Below are 13,438 nucleotides of genomic sequence, written 5' to 3'. Positions count from 1 at the left end.
AGAAAGAGGCTTGGGAAAATCACTTTTATGGTTGGCGGAAAGGCATATAATAATCTGGTACACACGAAATTGTCTACTCCATTTCGAGATGAAAATATAGGATAATAGCTTAATAGAGAAGAAGGGAGAGTGAGTAGCTTGAATCGGGCGAAAGTGATGCTGGTCGAAGATGATCTGGACTGGAGCAAAGGGTTGCAAGCGTACTTCTCCAACGAAACCGGGTTTACGATCACTTCTTGTGTAGACAATATGGCAGCCTGTATGGCGGCGCTCGATGAAACACCGGTTGATGTCGTGCTTATGGACATTCTATTAGGGGAGGAGAATGCAACTGGCCTGGATGCTGCACTGGATATTACATACAAGTATCCGGCGGTGAAAGTCATTATGGTAAGCTCTTTGGAAGATGATGATGAAGTGTTTAATGAAGCATTTTTGAACGGGGCATATGATTTTGTTTATAAAAATGAATTTGAACAAATTCCTGCGGTGATTGCCAATGCGATGAGTGAGCAGGTTACGAAGTACGGGCCGAGGCTAAAAAAACTCGTATATGATAAGAAAAAAAAGCTGCTAAATCCGTATGATGTCGTAATGTTGAAGCTTATTCTGGAGGGGAAGACGCAGCAGGAAATTGCTGATATGAACAGTGTAAGTCTGTCAGCGGTGAAAAAGCGAGTCGGACGGATATTGGAGAAATTTCACTGGAGCCGCCCGACGAAGGAGTTAGCAGATAAGTGCCATAAATGGGGGCTGCTGGAGTAAGGAGAGCCGGGAAATGATTGTTGCTTTTTTCTTGCTGTTATTTTTCGTGATGACCCCGATTAGTTTATATTTGCTGGCGAAGCAGGGAGAAAACCGTCTGCTCGTATGGGGAGCACTAATTTTGTTTACGGTAGGTATGAGTGGACTGCAAGTTGGACTGGAAAAAATTGTACTCCCGCATTTAATATCCTTAGGCGCAGGTGACATGGCCTTGGCTGTGCTGTTTGTGGTTACGGCCTTTTTGAATATTTGCGTTCATGCGTTTCCGTACTACTTGATTCTTATCTTCTTCATTCATTTCGCCGGTTACCAGAAAGCGGCAATTACCGGCATGCTGCTCATTCCGGTGTTGCTGGCGTTTGTCTTTACCGATGCGTACACGACTTCCTGGATCAACTATTCTTATATTTTGAGCTGGGGAATTCCGTATATGCTCGCTTCCATTGTCTTATTTGTCAAAGGACTGTTGAGGATAGAAAAGGAGAAGGTCAAGAAGCTGCAATATGTTGGTCTCGGGATGATCATCTTAATTCCTGAAGCGTTTTTATTGTTTCTTCAATTGGAGGGCAGCTATTTTCAATCCCCTGTAGAGCTGTTAATCCTGATTCCGATCTTATGTCTAAGCAGCTTGCTGGCAGGCTTGATTTTGTATGGATACAATGTCTTCACCCGTTTCCAATCGACGGCTGTGCTCACGAAGATGCAGCTCGGGACGAGCTTGATGCAGCATGCATTTAAAAACGCGATATCAAAAAATAAATTACATGCGCTTAATATACAGCGGAGCCTTGCAGCGAAGCAATATGAAGTGGTCGATGATCATCTGAGCAGCTTGTTGCGTTCCAATGATCATCTGATGGAGATGGTGTCAAAGCTGTCCTACCTAACACGGAGAAGGCTGTCCGTCGAGCTTGAACCGACTGATATTGCGCTTGTCCTGGAGGAAGTGATCGACCGCTTTGATCACACTTCGGTTTCATTCGAAAAACAGTACTCTTCCGTGGTGCTGAATGTTGATCGGACGCTGATGACAGAATGCGTTTCGAATATTATTAGCAATGCAATCGAAGCAATGGATGGGCAAGGTCAGCTGACAATTGGAGTGGAACGGACGAAACGTCACGTGAAGTTACATTTTACCGATACGGGCAGGGGAATGGACAAAGAACAGCTGAAAAATATATTTGAACCTTTTTATTCAACGAAGCATAAGTCAGGCCAGAATTTTGGTCTGGGGATGTTCCATGTTAAAAAAATAATCAATGCCCACCGGGGGAAGGTGAAAGTAACGAGTCAGATCGGGAAGGGAACGACGATTACACTACTATACCCTGTTTGCTAGAGAGTCTCTGTCATGGAGGCTTTTTCTTTTGCGCTTAGACAAGGTGTACATGAAAGTGTCTACTTACATTCTATGAATACTGGAAATACAATAGGAAAAGTATGAGTTCGATTATCCAGGCACAAATCCCCGTAGGAAGTCGACAGGGACTCTATATGCAATCGGATGTAGTTGACTTTTTTCATACGGTCAGTATCAGATGTCAGAGGGCGCAACTTTTTATAGCGGGTCGCACAGCGATGCTGCATTTTTAAAAAGAGTACAGGGAGTAATGATGAAATGGAACGTATTTTAATTTGTGATGATTCACCTTTTTTTCGTTTACTGTTAAAAGATATTTTTTTGAAATTAGGTCATGCTGTCGTTGATGAAGTATCCAATGGCGCAGAGGCGGTTCAAGCGTATGAATACTATCAGCCTTCGTTAGTCACTTTGGATATCGCCATGCCGGGAATCGACGGCATTCAGGCTCTCCAGCTGCTTTTGAAGGCTTTTCCAAAGGCAAAGGTTATCATTATCAGCGGAAATAGAAGCCAGGACCTTCTTTATCAAGCGTTGCGAAGTGGAGCCAAATACTATATCACAAAACCAATCACAGAGGAAAAGATTCGTGAGGCTTTTAAGCAGTTAAACTTATAGGGCCGACAGGGGATCTTTTGTATGAAAGTTGGCGGGTGAGGCGGCACATCTCGTGGTTTCCGAAATTTGGCCATGAATTTTGAACTGATCTCGCCGGACGATATGGTTAATTTTATTAAATAATGGGGCTGGGGCAAAAGAGGGGGCGGTCTCTTTTTCCCAGCCCATAAGCAATGAGTGAAAGCCCGTCTTGAGTAGGTCACTTTTAAAAACTTCCTTTTTTGTAACTCATTACTACTGAAAAAGTGAAAATCGTACTTTTTCAGCAGCTTCGTCTTGAGTGGGGTTCTTACATTTGACTTCTGGCAAGTGTTTCCATTTCTACTCCGTGCTACTTAATTTTGTCTTATCTTCATTATCGTTTCTTCACTTACCACTCAAATAAACTTCCAGACGGTCCCAGGTTTCAGTGATGCCTAGGAGCATACCCATGTCCATAACGGACTTGAGAGCCTCGGCAGACACATATTCAGCACGGTTAATTAGCTTCGACTTACCATCGAGTTCAATGAATTCTAATGTGATCTCGGTAGACGGCATACTTTCGTCGATATTGCCTTCAGCATCCGAGAAGTAATCGGTGTAAATAATCGTTTCCGGTTCGATAATATCCTTATAAACGGCTTTGCCCCAAGATTCCATTCCGTAAAAATCACCTTGATTTTGATCAGTACACTTCATGCAGAAATGCCATATGCCGCCTGGGCGGAAATCAATGTGGCAAACCGGAAGCTCCCAACCGCTGGGACCCCACCAATGCTTCAGATGCTCCGCCTCTTTAAACATGCTGAATACGAGATCGCGGGGCGCATCGAAAATGCGCTCAAGGACTAAAATTCGATCGTTTTCTACTCGTGAGATTATTTCGTTATTTGACATCCTAATTTCTCCTTTTCAGACAGAGTGTGTTTCATTCGTGCTAATTTAATGGTTTTTTGCCCTGCGACACTTTGAGATAATCATCCAACCGATCTAAGCGGGCTTCCCACAACCGACGGTAAGAGTCGAGCCACCTGTCGAGTTCTTGAAACGATTCAGGCTTTAGACCATAAATTCGACGATTGGCCACTGGCTGAACCTCGACAAGGCCAGCGTCGCAAAGGACCCGAAGATGTTTCGAGGTTTGGGGCTGATTGAGTTGTAACTGCTTCGCAATTTCTCCTACCGGGAGTGGTCCTTGCAGCAAAAGGTCGACGATACCTAGGCGGTTGGGCTCAGCCAGGGCGCTGAAAGTTTGCGCGTTCATGTTGCATCCTCTCCCCAACTTGTTAATTTTCAGCACTGTTTAATTAGTGAGTGCTATAGTTACTCCAGGAATTCACCTCCGTATTTCCATCTATGCATGTCAAAAGCAATCATGTTGTTAAAACGATTATGCCATTTAAGGAATATATAGAATTTATATTAGTAAATAGTAAACTATTTATTGCGCTTGAAGATGACGCTGCGTCATCTTGTATAATGACTTCGAGGGTTTCAAAATTGACACTGATAGGGGTGGGAAAGGAGCGTGAGATGATTACGATCCAGGTTTTAACGAAGCAAACTGGTATGACAGTGCGCGCGCTGCGTTATTACGATCAGATCGGGCTTGTGAAGCCGAGCGGCCGGACGGAGGGAGGACACCGCTTATACAGTGAAGATGATGTGAAAAAGCTGCAGCAGGTCCAATTTCTGAAGTCGGTGGGCTTTCGGCTGCGGGAAATTCGCGATGTGTTAACCGATCCGAAGTGGAATTGGGCGGAAGGCTTGAGCAGGCAAATGAAGTATGTTCAGGAGGAGCGCCGGAAGCTGGATAAAATGGAGGCTTCCTTGCGTGGCTTACTGCACACCCATGCACTGGAGGGCGAAGTGAGGATGGAAATGCTGGAGCAGCTGATTAAATTGAGCGGGCAGGGGAAAGCGCAAAAGCGGCGCTTTCGTGAAGCGTTTTTTGACGAGGATGAGAACATGCTGTGGGAGCGGTTACCAAATGTTAATCGTGAAGATCCCGATTCGCTTGAATGGATTGGTCTGCTGGGACAGTTAAAGAGAGTGCAGGACGCCGGGCCTGAGGCGGTGTCTGTGCAGCGCATTATCCGGCGAATGGCCGAGAAAACAGAAGAAGCGTTTGGCGACGAGCCGCTTTTTTTAGCGAAGCTGTGGGACGTGCGCAAGTCTCCGAAACTGTCGAAGGAGGTTCAGTTTTATCCGCTGGAGCCAGCCTTTCTCGACTTTATTGAAGACGCTTATGCAGTCTATGAACGAGGTCAGAGTCGTGATTAAGGAAGGGAGAGAACAGTCATGTCCGGAGCGTATATGATGATGGCGATCGTCGGCTTGACAGTACTGGCCGCTATAGTTGCTTTCCGCCGCCACAGCTTTGTGAAATGGGGCGGCTGGCTGGGCTGGCTTTTGATAAGTGCGTATTTTCTGGTGGAATACGTCGTGATATTGAATGTAACCGCCCCGTATGATGTTCTTCATCAGCCGATGAGCGATCTCGGAGTGACGGTTTGCGGGACAGGCGCGTACATGCTAACGGAGAATGAAATATGTTCGCCCTATCATTTGCTCATTAACTGGTCATTTACGCTTAGCGGTTTGGCGACGATTGTGGGAGCACTCGGCCTTCGAGCGTGGTGGCCGGCCGGAAGGAAGGTTGATGCCGCTCTCTGGCTGCTCGTTGTGCACGGGCTGAGTAACATGATGGCAGGGATCGTTCCGGCTGATGTCGATTTCTGGCTTCATACGCTCGGTTCCATCCCGGGAATGATCGTGCAAATCCCGGCGCTGCTTATTCTTGGGCTGGCGATTCGTCGTACGCAGCCGCTGTTGGCGCTTTGGACATTTATTTGCTGGGCGGGAACGACGGCAGCGCTCGTCTTTCTTTTTTATCAGCCTGAATGGATGAACCTGCCAGGCGGCTTGTTGCAGCGCGTTCTTTATGCCGCGGTTTATCTGTGGATGGGAGCGGTGGCACTGGCCATTTGGAGGCGACAGCGATTCTCCGCCTAGCTGTGCTATGATAGGAAAAAGGAGGCGATGGTGATGACTTCGACTAAAACGTTGCGCATCTGTGACCAAGGACACCGCTATTATAAAAGCAGCGACTGCCCGGTGTGTCCGACTTGTGAGCAGAAACGCAAGCCGACGTCGGGATTTCTGGCGGGGCTGTCGGCTCCGGCCCGCCGCGCACTTGAGCATGCCGGCATTACGACGTTACTGGAGCTGGCGAATTATCGGGAAAAGGAAATTTTGCAATTGCATGGCATCGGTCCTTCCTCGCTGCCAAAGCTGAGAGCCGCTTTGGCGGAAGCGGGTCTGTCGTTTAAACTGTAAGATTTTCAAGTTGTAAATGGAAAAGGAAGCAGCTCTCTTTTCGCGGAAGAAAAGGCTGCTTTCTTTTATTTAAAATGTTCGCTCTTGATAAGGCATGCCTTCGCCTTCTTCGCAATACCGTTTTAAACTGTACAGAAACATCGCCCAGTTATAATTGCAGAAGCGGTAAAAGTCAGTGACCTTCTGCCAGTTCGCATGACAGAGCGTTAGAACAGTTTGATCGTTTTTCTCTTCCAATTCAAAGGAGATCGTTGTTCCGATCCATTCAGGGTCTGAATCAATGCAACGCCAGACGATTCTCTGCTCGGGAACAAGCTCGATAATCTCCATCTTCGCCAGGTCGCCCTTGCCAAAATGAAATTCGTTCACCGCTCCGATGTATTTCTGAACGAGCAGGTCTCTCGTCCAAACTTCAGCAAGCCCCTCGGCCGAGGTTAGTGCCTGATACACCTCAGCAGCCGGAGCATGAATCATTTGTAGCTGTTCAATATTCGCCATATCTCCCATCCTCTCACTATTGTTGTATCTCATTATAAATAAATAGGACGCGAACGAGTTCTTCTCGATTGCGATGATGGACGATTGGATTACGGCTGATGATGGTACCTGTTATTCCATCTTTTCCAACCGCTCCAATTTTTCGATAACACTATCTGGTCCGGTGAAAACCGATCCGCCATCTTTTACCGTTTCGCGGATGAGCTGAACGAGGGTATCCTTGTCTGCTTGGACGTTAGCCAGCCATGCTTGGGCTTCTGAGGTTTCAGGTTCATGCTTGGCTCCCCACAATGACAAATCAAGTAAAACCGGAATCAAGTCGAGCCCGGCCTCTGTTAACTGATAGAGGTCTTTTCTTTTGTCTGAAGGATGCGGCTGTTTCGTTAAAATTCCTTTCTGAACGAGAGTTGTCAGGCGGTTGGTCAGAATGTTGCGGGCAATTCCTTCATCGGAGGCAAGAAACTCCCCGAACGTTTTCTTATCGGCGAACACGATATCTCTGATGATCAGAAGCGACCATGAATCACCGAGCAAATCAAGAGAATAAGAGATCGGACAGTCCGACCGTCTGCTTCGTTTTGTTTTGTCCATATTGAGGACCCCCTTGACTGATATCTTTTCACTCATTATAATTTAAAATAGTTTCAAAATGCAACTGAAGTAAAAGGAGGTTGAAGCAGTTGAGATTTCTATTTATTTATCGAGGCGGGCATGTTCCTGAAGAAAAGGCTGAGCAGAACATTCGTGACTTGTGGCGCTGGCTTGATGAACTGAAGGAGAATGGAAATGAAGTGACACGTTTTGCGGGGAATGGCAGGAGGACAGTTACGGGCGATGCGGTCGATGAGTATGAAGGAGACATATTCGGTATTTCAATTGTCGAGGCAAACTCATTAGAAGAGGCGACTTCGTTAACGGCAAATTGGCCTGAATTGCGGTACGGCGGAAAAGTCGACATTATCGAAGCGCTCTAAGAAAAGGGGGACACTATGTCAGATCGCTTTACGCTACATCTGTTTGCTGACATTCGCAGCCAATTGCTCGAGGCAGTTTCCGGTCTGACCGATAGTCAATGGGACGTTGTTCCTGCGGGATTTACGAATAACCTGCATTGGCAGGTTGGCCATGTGCTGACGATTACGGACGAGCTGCTTTTTACAATATCAGGCGTTGGTTCGCGAATTCCGACTGAGGATAAGACTTTTTTTTCAGCGGGTACAAGTCCGGCAGATTGGTCGGAGTCGCCACCGGCTCCCGCAATGATTATAAAGCAGCTTGATCGGCAGGCGCGGGAGATTTGCGATACATTTTCTGGTAAATTTATGCAGCCGGTAGAGGATGTGAACAATTTTATTCAAGCTGAGGTGATCGGCGAGTTGTTTGATCTGTTACTTGCCCATTAGAGCATGCATCTTGGAACGGTGAAGGCGATGGAGAGAATCGTATGGAATGCTTAAACGATGATAAATTGCCTCAGAGGGGCTGGACAAAAGGTTGTTTTTCTCCCTTTTCCCAGCCCTTTTATGCGCTTGTCTTTCAAAAAAAGCTGTTTTTTCGTCAATATATATCATATGATATATAACAAACGATATATATATAAAGAGTCAATATGCGCTGAGAAGAAACTTTCAGCGGAGCAAATCGTCGAGGCGGCCTGGAGGATCGCGAAAGTGGCAAGGATAACAGGATGACGAGTGGAGGATCAGTCTGGGTTGCTCCGAAAAATGTCAATGTGGACAGATAAAAGAAGGGGAGGAAATTGGATGAAGCATGAAGCGATTCAACAGGAAATTGAGCACCATCTTAGTGCCAAAGTAAGAAAGGATCCGAAGCTGCATAATGTTCATTTATTAATTCACTCGGATCGTCTTGGCATTCATTGGCCTATGGCAGCAGGACAGACGGACGGTATTTCGGCGCATCCGGATCAGCCTTTTCATACGGCAAGTGTCGGAAAAACATTCACTTCGGTTATCTTTGCCATGCTGATCGAACAAGGTCTTGCCAAGTTTGAAGCCCCGATTGCTGATTATTTACCGCAAAGTCTGATGGAGGGTCTTCATATTTGTAAAGGAAAAGAGTATTCAAATGAAATTCAAATTAAACATTTATTGTGTCATACATCGGGACTGCCCGATTTCTTTGAGGATAAGCCGAAGCGCCAGAAGTCATTTCTCCAGGAAATACTTGATGACCCTGCCCGTTTCTGGACACCGGAAGAAACGGTGGAGTGGTCGAAGGCGCATTTAAAGCCGCGCTTTCCACCGGGGAAAGGCGTACACTATACGGACACCGGCTATAATTTACTGGGGCTGATTATTGAGGCTATTACGGGAAAACGGTACGAGGAAGTATTGCATGAGTATCTTTTTCAGCCACTCGGCATGAGGCATTCTTATTTGTCACAGTTCTCCAGCCCTGCTGTCAAAAGTGAGTATCCGGTCGCCGATCTTTATCTTGATGATGTAAAAATAAATGTTGAGCAATACCGCAGCTTCAGCAGTTTCTATTCCGGCGGCCAGACAGTATGTACACTAAACGATTTGCTGCTTTTTATGAAAGCGCTCGTTACGAATCAATTGATCACAAAGGAGAGCTTGCTTCTTATGCAAAGCTGGAAAACGATGCAGCTCGGTTTGAAGTATGGCTATGGACTGATGAAGCTGCAATTTCTTCCGTTTACGCAAAAGTATACGGTATGGGGTCATCTCGGTGCGAGTGGTTCGTTTATGCTCTATTTACCGGCAATGGATGTTTATCTCACTGGTAGCTTTAATCAGACGACGTATCAATCGAAAAGCATGAATTATTTATTTATAAACGTCCTGCGTAAAGTAGCGGCGCTCTCCTGACGTTGTGTCAATGTGATAAATAATGAGGCGGATGTCTTTACACCGCCTTTTTGCTTTGCAAAGCCATGTCTTCAGTGAGGGGAAGCAGGTTCAGCAGACTAGAGCGGATGCTTTACATGCTGCAAAACGTGGTCCCTTCCTTGATATATGGGCGAGTTCATTACATTCTTGGCCTGGTTCGTTTATTTTAATTTCTGTCCAGAAAGCATGGTCAGCATTTTAAGTGATTTTTTCAGTGGGATTGGCTTTAATGATTTTATAGTTGCCGGGCTCGTCGTAGGAAGTTTGCTGGGAATGGACTGGAATGTCCTGATTCACGCAAGGGTCAGGTTCTTTCTGCTTATTCTGGGCGCTGTGTTAGTCAGTCTGCTGGGAGCGGCTTTATCGTGATGATCACGGGTCCACACAATGGCTAGGAAAAAATTAGGAGGGAAGTATAAAGGCTTTAACGTAAAGGTCAAATTTTAAGAATGAAGAAGAGAGATAGAAAAGGCCTCATGCTGGACTAATCAACTTTCAAGATGTGTTCAGTATTTTGTTAAATCCGGTTTATCTGCTCCTGGTCATCATGACGGTTATTTTGCGGGATGAGCGCAGGACTTGAGACAATTAAACCAAAACTAGCAGTGCCAAAGGACCGAGTAAAAGGTAGAAAAACAACCTTTTGCCCGGTCTTTTTCTTATGCGTAGTCAAGTATTTTTCTCGCTATTCTTTTGACGTCGCCTTCATGAGAGGGGATCACCGCGCCTGAAATCGCCTTCGCTTTGCGCAGGAACGGGTGGATGACGAATCTAGTAAGCTAAGAAAATATGTTAGCTTATGTAACAGAGAAATAGACAAGTGTCTTTTTTGCGTGCTAAGATTCAGTTATTTTCAACAACTTAGAAAAGGGAGATGGAGAACGATGCCAACAAGTAATGACTTGAAAGAACGAATCCGATCACCCCGACACTCGGCAGCTGAAGCCGATGAGGTAAGGCATGTACATAGGAGGAAACCACGGTTTCTCGCACTTATTGTGATGATGGTGGCGATCATTGGATTAGTGCCGGTGAACAGCGCGCTGGCCCTGACAAGCCTGCCTTCAGATAATGGCGTAGAATGGGAGTTTCATGATGCGGCTCCGCCTAATTTGGACACAGGCAGTATTCGGCGGGCAGTTGGAACACCGATGCAAGGGTTTGGAAATATTTTTGTTCAAGTATCGGCCTCACCTGAGCCGCGATTAAATGGGGAAATGATGCGTGGCTTCGGGCTGGAGTTTGACGGCGCTGCTACGTTTGAGACGAATCAATCTGTGAATCTCGGAGATGTCCTGATTACACGTGAAATCTATTTTGCTGCGGAGACGAATACGGCACGGTTTTTTGATACGTTTACGAACATTGCCGATGAGCCTGTGACGGTTGACGTATCGTTTGGCGGCTCTCTCGGCTATGGAACTGGAGACAATCAAGGTGCTGTTCAAGCGACCTCTAGCGGTGATCTGATGATCGATGGTGAGGATGCATGGCTGCTTGTGGCGACTCCTGATGAAGAGGATCATCCAGTCGGGGTTGTGCTGGGAAGCCCAGAACCGTTTGCTGGCGCATTACAGGGCACGGGGAATCAGCAGCGTAACCCATTTGAAACGCCGCTGGCCACGACCGGACATGAGGCCAACTTTTACGGGCTTATTCATCAATTGGAGATAGAACCTGGGGAAACGAAGTCGCTTGTCAGATTTGTCGTTGCCGGTGAGACCGGGGAAGAAGGTGCCGAGCAGACAGTGGAGTCACTGGAACAGCTGGCGGAGCAACCGGACTTCTCCAATTTGACGACGGAAGAGCTTTGTACGGTTGGCAACTGGGATTTATCACAGCTGGCGGAGTTTGATGAAGCCGCCTGCCCGGAGCTTCCGAGATTGGATGTACCGCAGGCTCCGGCAGAAGCGGAGATGTATACGACTGCTGAGTATGATGTAACGAACAAAACAATCGCTGAGCTGCAACGGGATTTGCAGGCGGGCGTGACAACATCGGAGGAAATTACCCGCGCCTATCTGGACCGAATTGCCGCCTATGACGGAGGACAATTAGGGTTCCATGCCTTTGTCCATGTTGCTGACGATGCGATCGAACAGGCAAGAGCAGCGGATGAAGCCCGGAGCAATGGAGCAGAAGGAGCGTTGCTCGGTATTCCGATTGCGATCAAGGACATTATTGATACAAAGGATATGCCGACAACTGGCGGTTCACGGGCGCTTGCCGGATGGGAGCCGGCTACGGATGCCTATCAAGTGGAGCAGTTGAGACAGGCGGGAGCTGTGATTATCGGAAAGACCAATACATCTGAATTTGCGAATTCGGGCAGCTTTAGCGAAAGCGGCTGGATGCAAACGTGGAACGCTCTTTATCCTTCGAAGACGTCCTTTGGATCAAGTGGTGGATCGGCAGTTTCCGTCGCAACGAGCATGGCTCCGGCGGCGTTAGGCTCTCAGACGGGGGTATCCTTGTATGCACCGGCGGTCGGAGCGAGTTTGACGACGTTCCGCGGTACGGATGGAATGGCGAGTGTCCATGGCGTAATGCCGCTTACATGGGGCCAGGATTACGTCGGTCCTATCGCGAGAACGGTAACGGATTTGGCTTATCTTCTCAACGTCACAACAGGAACGGATGAGCTTGATATGCTGACAGCAGATGCGGATGCCTACAAGCCGGATGATTGGACGGAGTATCTTGATCGTGACGCCTTACAAGGAAAGCGGATCGGCTATATTCCTTCCTCATTCGAGTCCTCCTTTGCTGATGATGGAACAGGGGAAGCGACACTCGAACACTTTGCTGATCTTGAAGCAGGTGGGGCGACGATGATTGAGATGAGCGAGCCGCCAAACGCCGGCGACCGACCGAGCCTTAACATGAATGGCGAAGGCTGGGCCCGTTATATCGAACTGCATGAAGATTTTCCATATCAGAATGGTGATCAAGTTCGTTCTTCCCCGGATGTGCTGTTATACAATCAACGTGACTATGAGGAACGGGAGCGGATGACGGAAGAAGAAGTAGAGCAATGGCTGGCATACAGAGCGCGCTACAAGGAAGTGATTGCTGAATGGATGGATGAATATGATGTTGATGTCGTCGTTTATCCGGGCTTTCTCAGTGATGTTTACAATAACGACAGCGCGGCCGCTCAGTTGACTGCGGACCGGGCCACGGGTGTACTCACGTCAAACGTCGGGCTGCCGACAGTCGTCGTACCAGTTGGCTTGAATCCACACGGCTATTCGATTTCGATGCAGCTGGTCGGGCGCGCCTGGGATGATGGTGATGTGCTCGGAATGGGGTACGCGCTGGAGCAGCAGACGCAGGCTCAGCTGCTGACCGAATTCGCGCCGCCGCTTGAGCAGAGTCCAATTGACGAGCCCGAGGAGCAGCCACGCTTTGCCGATGTAGGAGGCCATTGGGCTGCTGACTATATTGACACTTTAGTAGAGCTGGGGTTAATTTCGGGATATCCGGACGGCACCTTTAGACCGAATGCCAGCATCAGCCGCGCGGAAGCAGCAAGAATAATCGCGCGGGAATTAGGACTGGAGGACGGAGAAAGTAGCTTTGCTGATGTGGCGGCAGGGCACTGGGCAGCCGCAGATATCGGCGCGGTGGAGAGTGCCGGAATTTTGACCGGGTATCCGGACGGCACATTTAAGCCGGATGGCAGACTGAGCCGCCAGGAGATGGCCGTTATTCTTGTAAGGGCTTATGAACTAAGTGGAGACAGTTCCGCCTCTTTCAGTGATGTGAGTGAAGGCTCATGGTCCTATCCGTATATAGCAGCCTTAACGAGTAATCAAGTAACATCAGGTTATTTAGATGGAACGTTTAGACCATCGCGCGATATTACGAGAGCTGAATTCTCTGTCATGGTAGCACGTGTGATTGAATAAACAGTCAAATGCAAACCCGCGATTTCAGGGATGAGTCGCGGGTTTGTCGTGTGTGTGGAGGGAAGGACAGCGCTTGATCAGAAGGAAAA

The 13,438-nt window shown here is 47.6% G+C and carries 15 protein-coding genes; 11 read left to right on the top strand and 4 right to left on the bottom strand.

The features are described 5' to 3' along the window. Nucleotides 1-129 precede the first annotated feature (129 nt). From M3212_RS17290 to M3212_RS17280, 3 genes are all read left to right on the top strand, one after another. The gene (locus M3212_RS17290) at nt 130-765 is read left to right on the top strand and encodes a response regulator transcription factor (RefSeq protein ID WP_251195226.1); all 636 of its coding nucleotides are present in this window, start codon (nt 130-132) and stop codon (nt 763-765) included. Between the two features lie 13 nt (nt 766-778). Beyond that, nucleotides 779-2,107: a sensor histidine kinase gene (locus M3212_RS17285; RefSeq protein WP_251195225.1), complete on the top strand. Its 1,329-nt coding sequence runs from the start codon at nt 779-781 to the stop codon at nt 2,105-2,107. A 279-nt stretch (nt 2,108-2,386) separates the two neighbouring features. Then, nucleotides 2,387-2,746 carry a response regulator gene (locus M3212_RS17280; protein ID WP_251195224.1) on the top strand — a complete coding sequence of 120 codons (360 nt, stop codon included), beginning with the start codon at nt 2,387-2,389 and terminating at the stop codon, nt 2,744-2,746. A gap of 366 nt (nt 2,747-3,112) precedes the next feature. On the opposite strand, the gene M3212_RS17275 is transcribed toward M3212_RS17280, so the two are convergent. Further along, nucleotides 3,113-3,625, bottom strand: a complete 513-nt coding sequence (locus tag M3212_RS17275; protein ID WP_251195223.1) for an SRPBCC domain-containing protein — start codon at nt 3,623-3,625, stop codon at nt 3,113-3,115. Nucleotides 3,626-3,665: 40 nt separating this feature from the next. Beyond that, nucleotides 3,666-3,992, bottom strand: a complete 327-nt coding sequence (locus tag M3212_RS17270) for an ArsR/SmtB family transcription factor (protein ID WP_251195222.1) — start codon at nt 3,990-3,992, stop codon at nt 3,666-3,668. Between the two features lie 269 nt (nt 3,993-4,261). On the opposite strand from M3212_RS17270, the gene M3212_RS17265 reads away from it, so the two are divergent. Genes M3212_RS17265 through M3212_RS17255 form a run of 3 tightly spaced genes read left to right on the top strand, consistent with a single transcriptional unit; the run spans nt 4,262 to nt 6,067 of the window. Beyond that, nucleotides 4,262-5,011 carry a MerR family transcriptional regulator gene (locus M3212_RS17265; protein ID WP_251195221.1) on the top strand — a complete coding sequence of 250 codons (750 nt, stop codon included), beginning with the start codon at nt 4,262-4,264 and terminating at the stop codon, nt 5,009-5,011. An 18-nt stretch (nt 5,012-5,029) separates the two neighbouring features. Further along, nucleotides 5,030-5,743 carry a DUF998 domain-containing protein gene (locus tag M3212_RS17260; RefSeq protein WP_251195220.1) on the top strand — a complete coding sequence of 238 codons (714 nt, stop codon included), beginning with the start codon at nt 5,030-5,032 and terminating at the stop codon, nt 5,741-5,743. A 33-nt stretch (nt 5,744-5,776) separates the two neighbouring features. Next, complete coding sequence (locus M3212_RS17255) at nt 5,777-6,067, top strand: RNA polymerase alpha subunit C-terminal domain-containing protein (RefSeq protein ID WP_251195219.1); 291 nt, start codon at nt 5,777-5,779, stop codon at nt 6,065-6,067. Between the two features lie 69 nt (nt 6,068-6,136). Here M3212_RS17255 and M3212_RS17250 read toward each other — a convergent pair whose 3' ends face one another. Both M3212_RS17250 and M3212_RS17245 read right to left on the bottom strand, forming a co-directional pair. Then, a complete protein-coding gene (locus tag M3212_RS17250) occupies nt 6,137-6,565 on the bottom strand; it encodes an SRPBCC family protein (protein WP_251195218.1) in 429 nt (142 codons plus the stop codon). Nucleotides 6,566-6,676: 111 nt separating this feature from the next. After that, entirely contained in the window at nt 6,677-7,156 is a 480-nt protein-coding gene (locus M3212_RS17245) for a winged helix-turn-helix transcriptional regulator (RefSeq protein ID WP_251195217.1), read from the bottom strand. 89 nt (nt 7,157-7,245) lie between these two features. Between M3212_RS17245 and M3212_RS17240 the strand changes: the two genes are divergently transcribed. The 5 genes from M3212_RS17240 to M3212_RS17225 all read left to right on the top strand — a co-directional run bounded on the left by M3212_RS17240 (nt 7,246) and on the right by M3212_RS17225 (nt 13,349). Further along, nucleotides 7,246-7,539: a YciI family protein gene (locus M3212_RS17240; protein ID WP_251195216.1), complete on the top strand. Its 294-nt coding sequence runs from the start codon at nt 7,246-7,248 to the stop codon at nt 7,537-7,539. Nucleotides 7,540-7,554: 15 nt separating this feature from the next. Further along, complete coding sequence (locus M3212_RS17235) at nt 7,555-7,968, top strand: DinB family protein (RefSeq protein WP_251195215.1); 414 nt, start codon at nt 7,555-7,557, stop codon at nt 7,966-7,968. Nucleotides 7,969-8,328: 360 nt separating this feature from the next. Continuing rightward, the gene (locus M3212_RS17230) at nt 8,329-9,417 is read left to right on the top strand and encodes a serine hydrolase domain-containing protein (RefSeq protein WP_251195214.1); all 1,089 of its coding nucleotides are present in this window, start codon (nt 8,329-8,331) and stop codon (nt 9,415-9,417) included. Nucleotides 9,418-9,564: 147 nt separating this feature from the next. After that, complete coding sequence (locus M3212_RS22430) at nt 9,565-9,807, top strand: 2-hydroxycarboxylate transporter family protein (RefSeq protein WP_434084059.1); 243 nt, start codon at nt 9,565-9,567, stop codon at nt 9,805-9,807. A 515-nt stretch (nt 9,808-10,322) separates the two neighbouring features. Beyond that, nucleotides 10,323-13,349, top strand: a complete 3,027-nt coding sequence (locus M3212_RS17225; protein ID WP_251195213.1) for an amidase family protein — start codon at nt 10,323-10,325, stop codon at nt 13,347-13,349. Nucleotides 13,350-13,438: the final 89 nt, after the last annotated feature.

Source organism: Halalkalibacter oceani (assembly GCF_023715705.1).
Lineage (GTDB): Bacteria > Bacillota > Bacilli > Bacillales > Bacillaceae_D > Halalkalibacter > Halalkalibacter oceani_A.
This window is presented reverse-complemented; position numbering and strand designations above follow the sequence as displayed.

Coding starts and splice junctions, on each gene's coding strand:
- M3212_RS17285 (WP_251195225.1), top strand. CDS start 779: ATGATTGTTGCTTTTTTCTTGCTGTTATTTTTCGTGATGACCCCGATT.
- M3212_RS17280 (WP_251195224.1), top strand. CDS start 2,387: ATGGAACGTATTTTAATTTGTGATGATTCACCTTTTTTTCGTTTACTG.
- M3212_RS17275 (WP_251195223.1), bottom strand. CDS start 3,625: ATGTCAAATAACGAAATAATCTCACGAGTAGAAAACGATCGAATTTTA.
- M3212_RS17270 (WP_251195222.1), bottom strand. CDS start 3,992: ATGAACGCGCAAACTTTCAGCGCCCTGGCTGAGCCCAACCGCCTAGGT.
- M3212_RS17265 (WP_251195221.1), top strand. CDS start 4,262: ATGATTACGATCCAGGTTTTAACGAAGCAAACTGGTATGACAGTGCGC.
- M3212_RS17260 (WP_251195220.1), top strand. CDS start 5,030: ATGTCCGGAGCGTATATGATGATGGCGATCGTCGGCTTGACAGTACTG.
- M3212_RS17255 (WP_251195219.1), top strand. CDS start 5,777: ATGACTTCGACTAAAACGTTGCGCATCTGTGACCAAGGACACCGCTAT.
- M3212_RS17250 (WP_251195218.1), bottom strand. CDS start 6,565: ATGGCGAATATTGAACAGCTACAAATGATTCATGCTCCGGCTGCTGAG.
- M3212_RS17245 (WP_251195217.1), bottom strand. CDS start 7,156: ATGGACAAAACAAAACGAAGCAGACGGTCGGACTGTCCGATCTCTTAT.
- M3212_RS17235 (WP_251195215.1), top strand. CDS start 7,555: ATGTCAGATCGCTTTACGCTACATCTGTTTGCTGACATTCGCAGCCAA.
- M3212_RS17230 (WP_251195214.1), top strand. CDS start 8,329: ATGAAGCATGAAGCGATTCAACAGGAAATTGAGCACCATCTTAGTGCC.
- M3212_RS22430 (WP_434084059.1), top strand. CDS start 9,565: ATGGGCGAGTTCATTACATTCTTGGCCTGGTTCGTTTATTTTAATTTC.
- M3212_RS17225 (WP_251195213.1), top strand. CDS start 10,323: ATGCCAACAAGTAATGACTTGAAAGAACGAATCCGATCACCCCGACAC.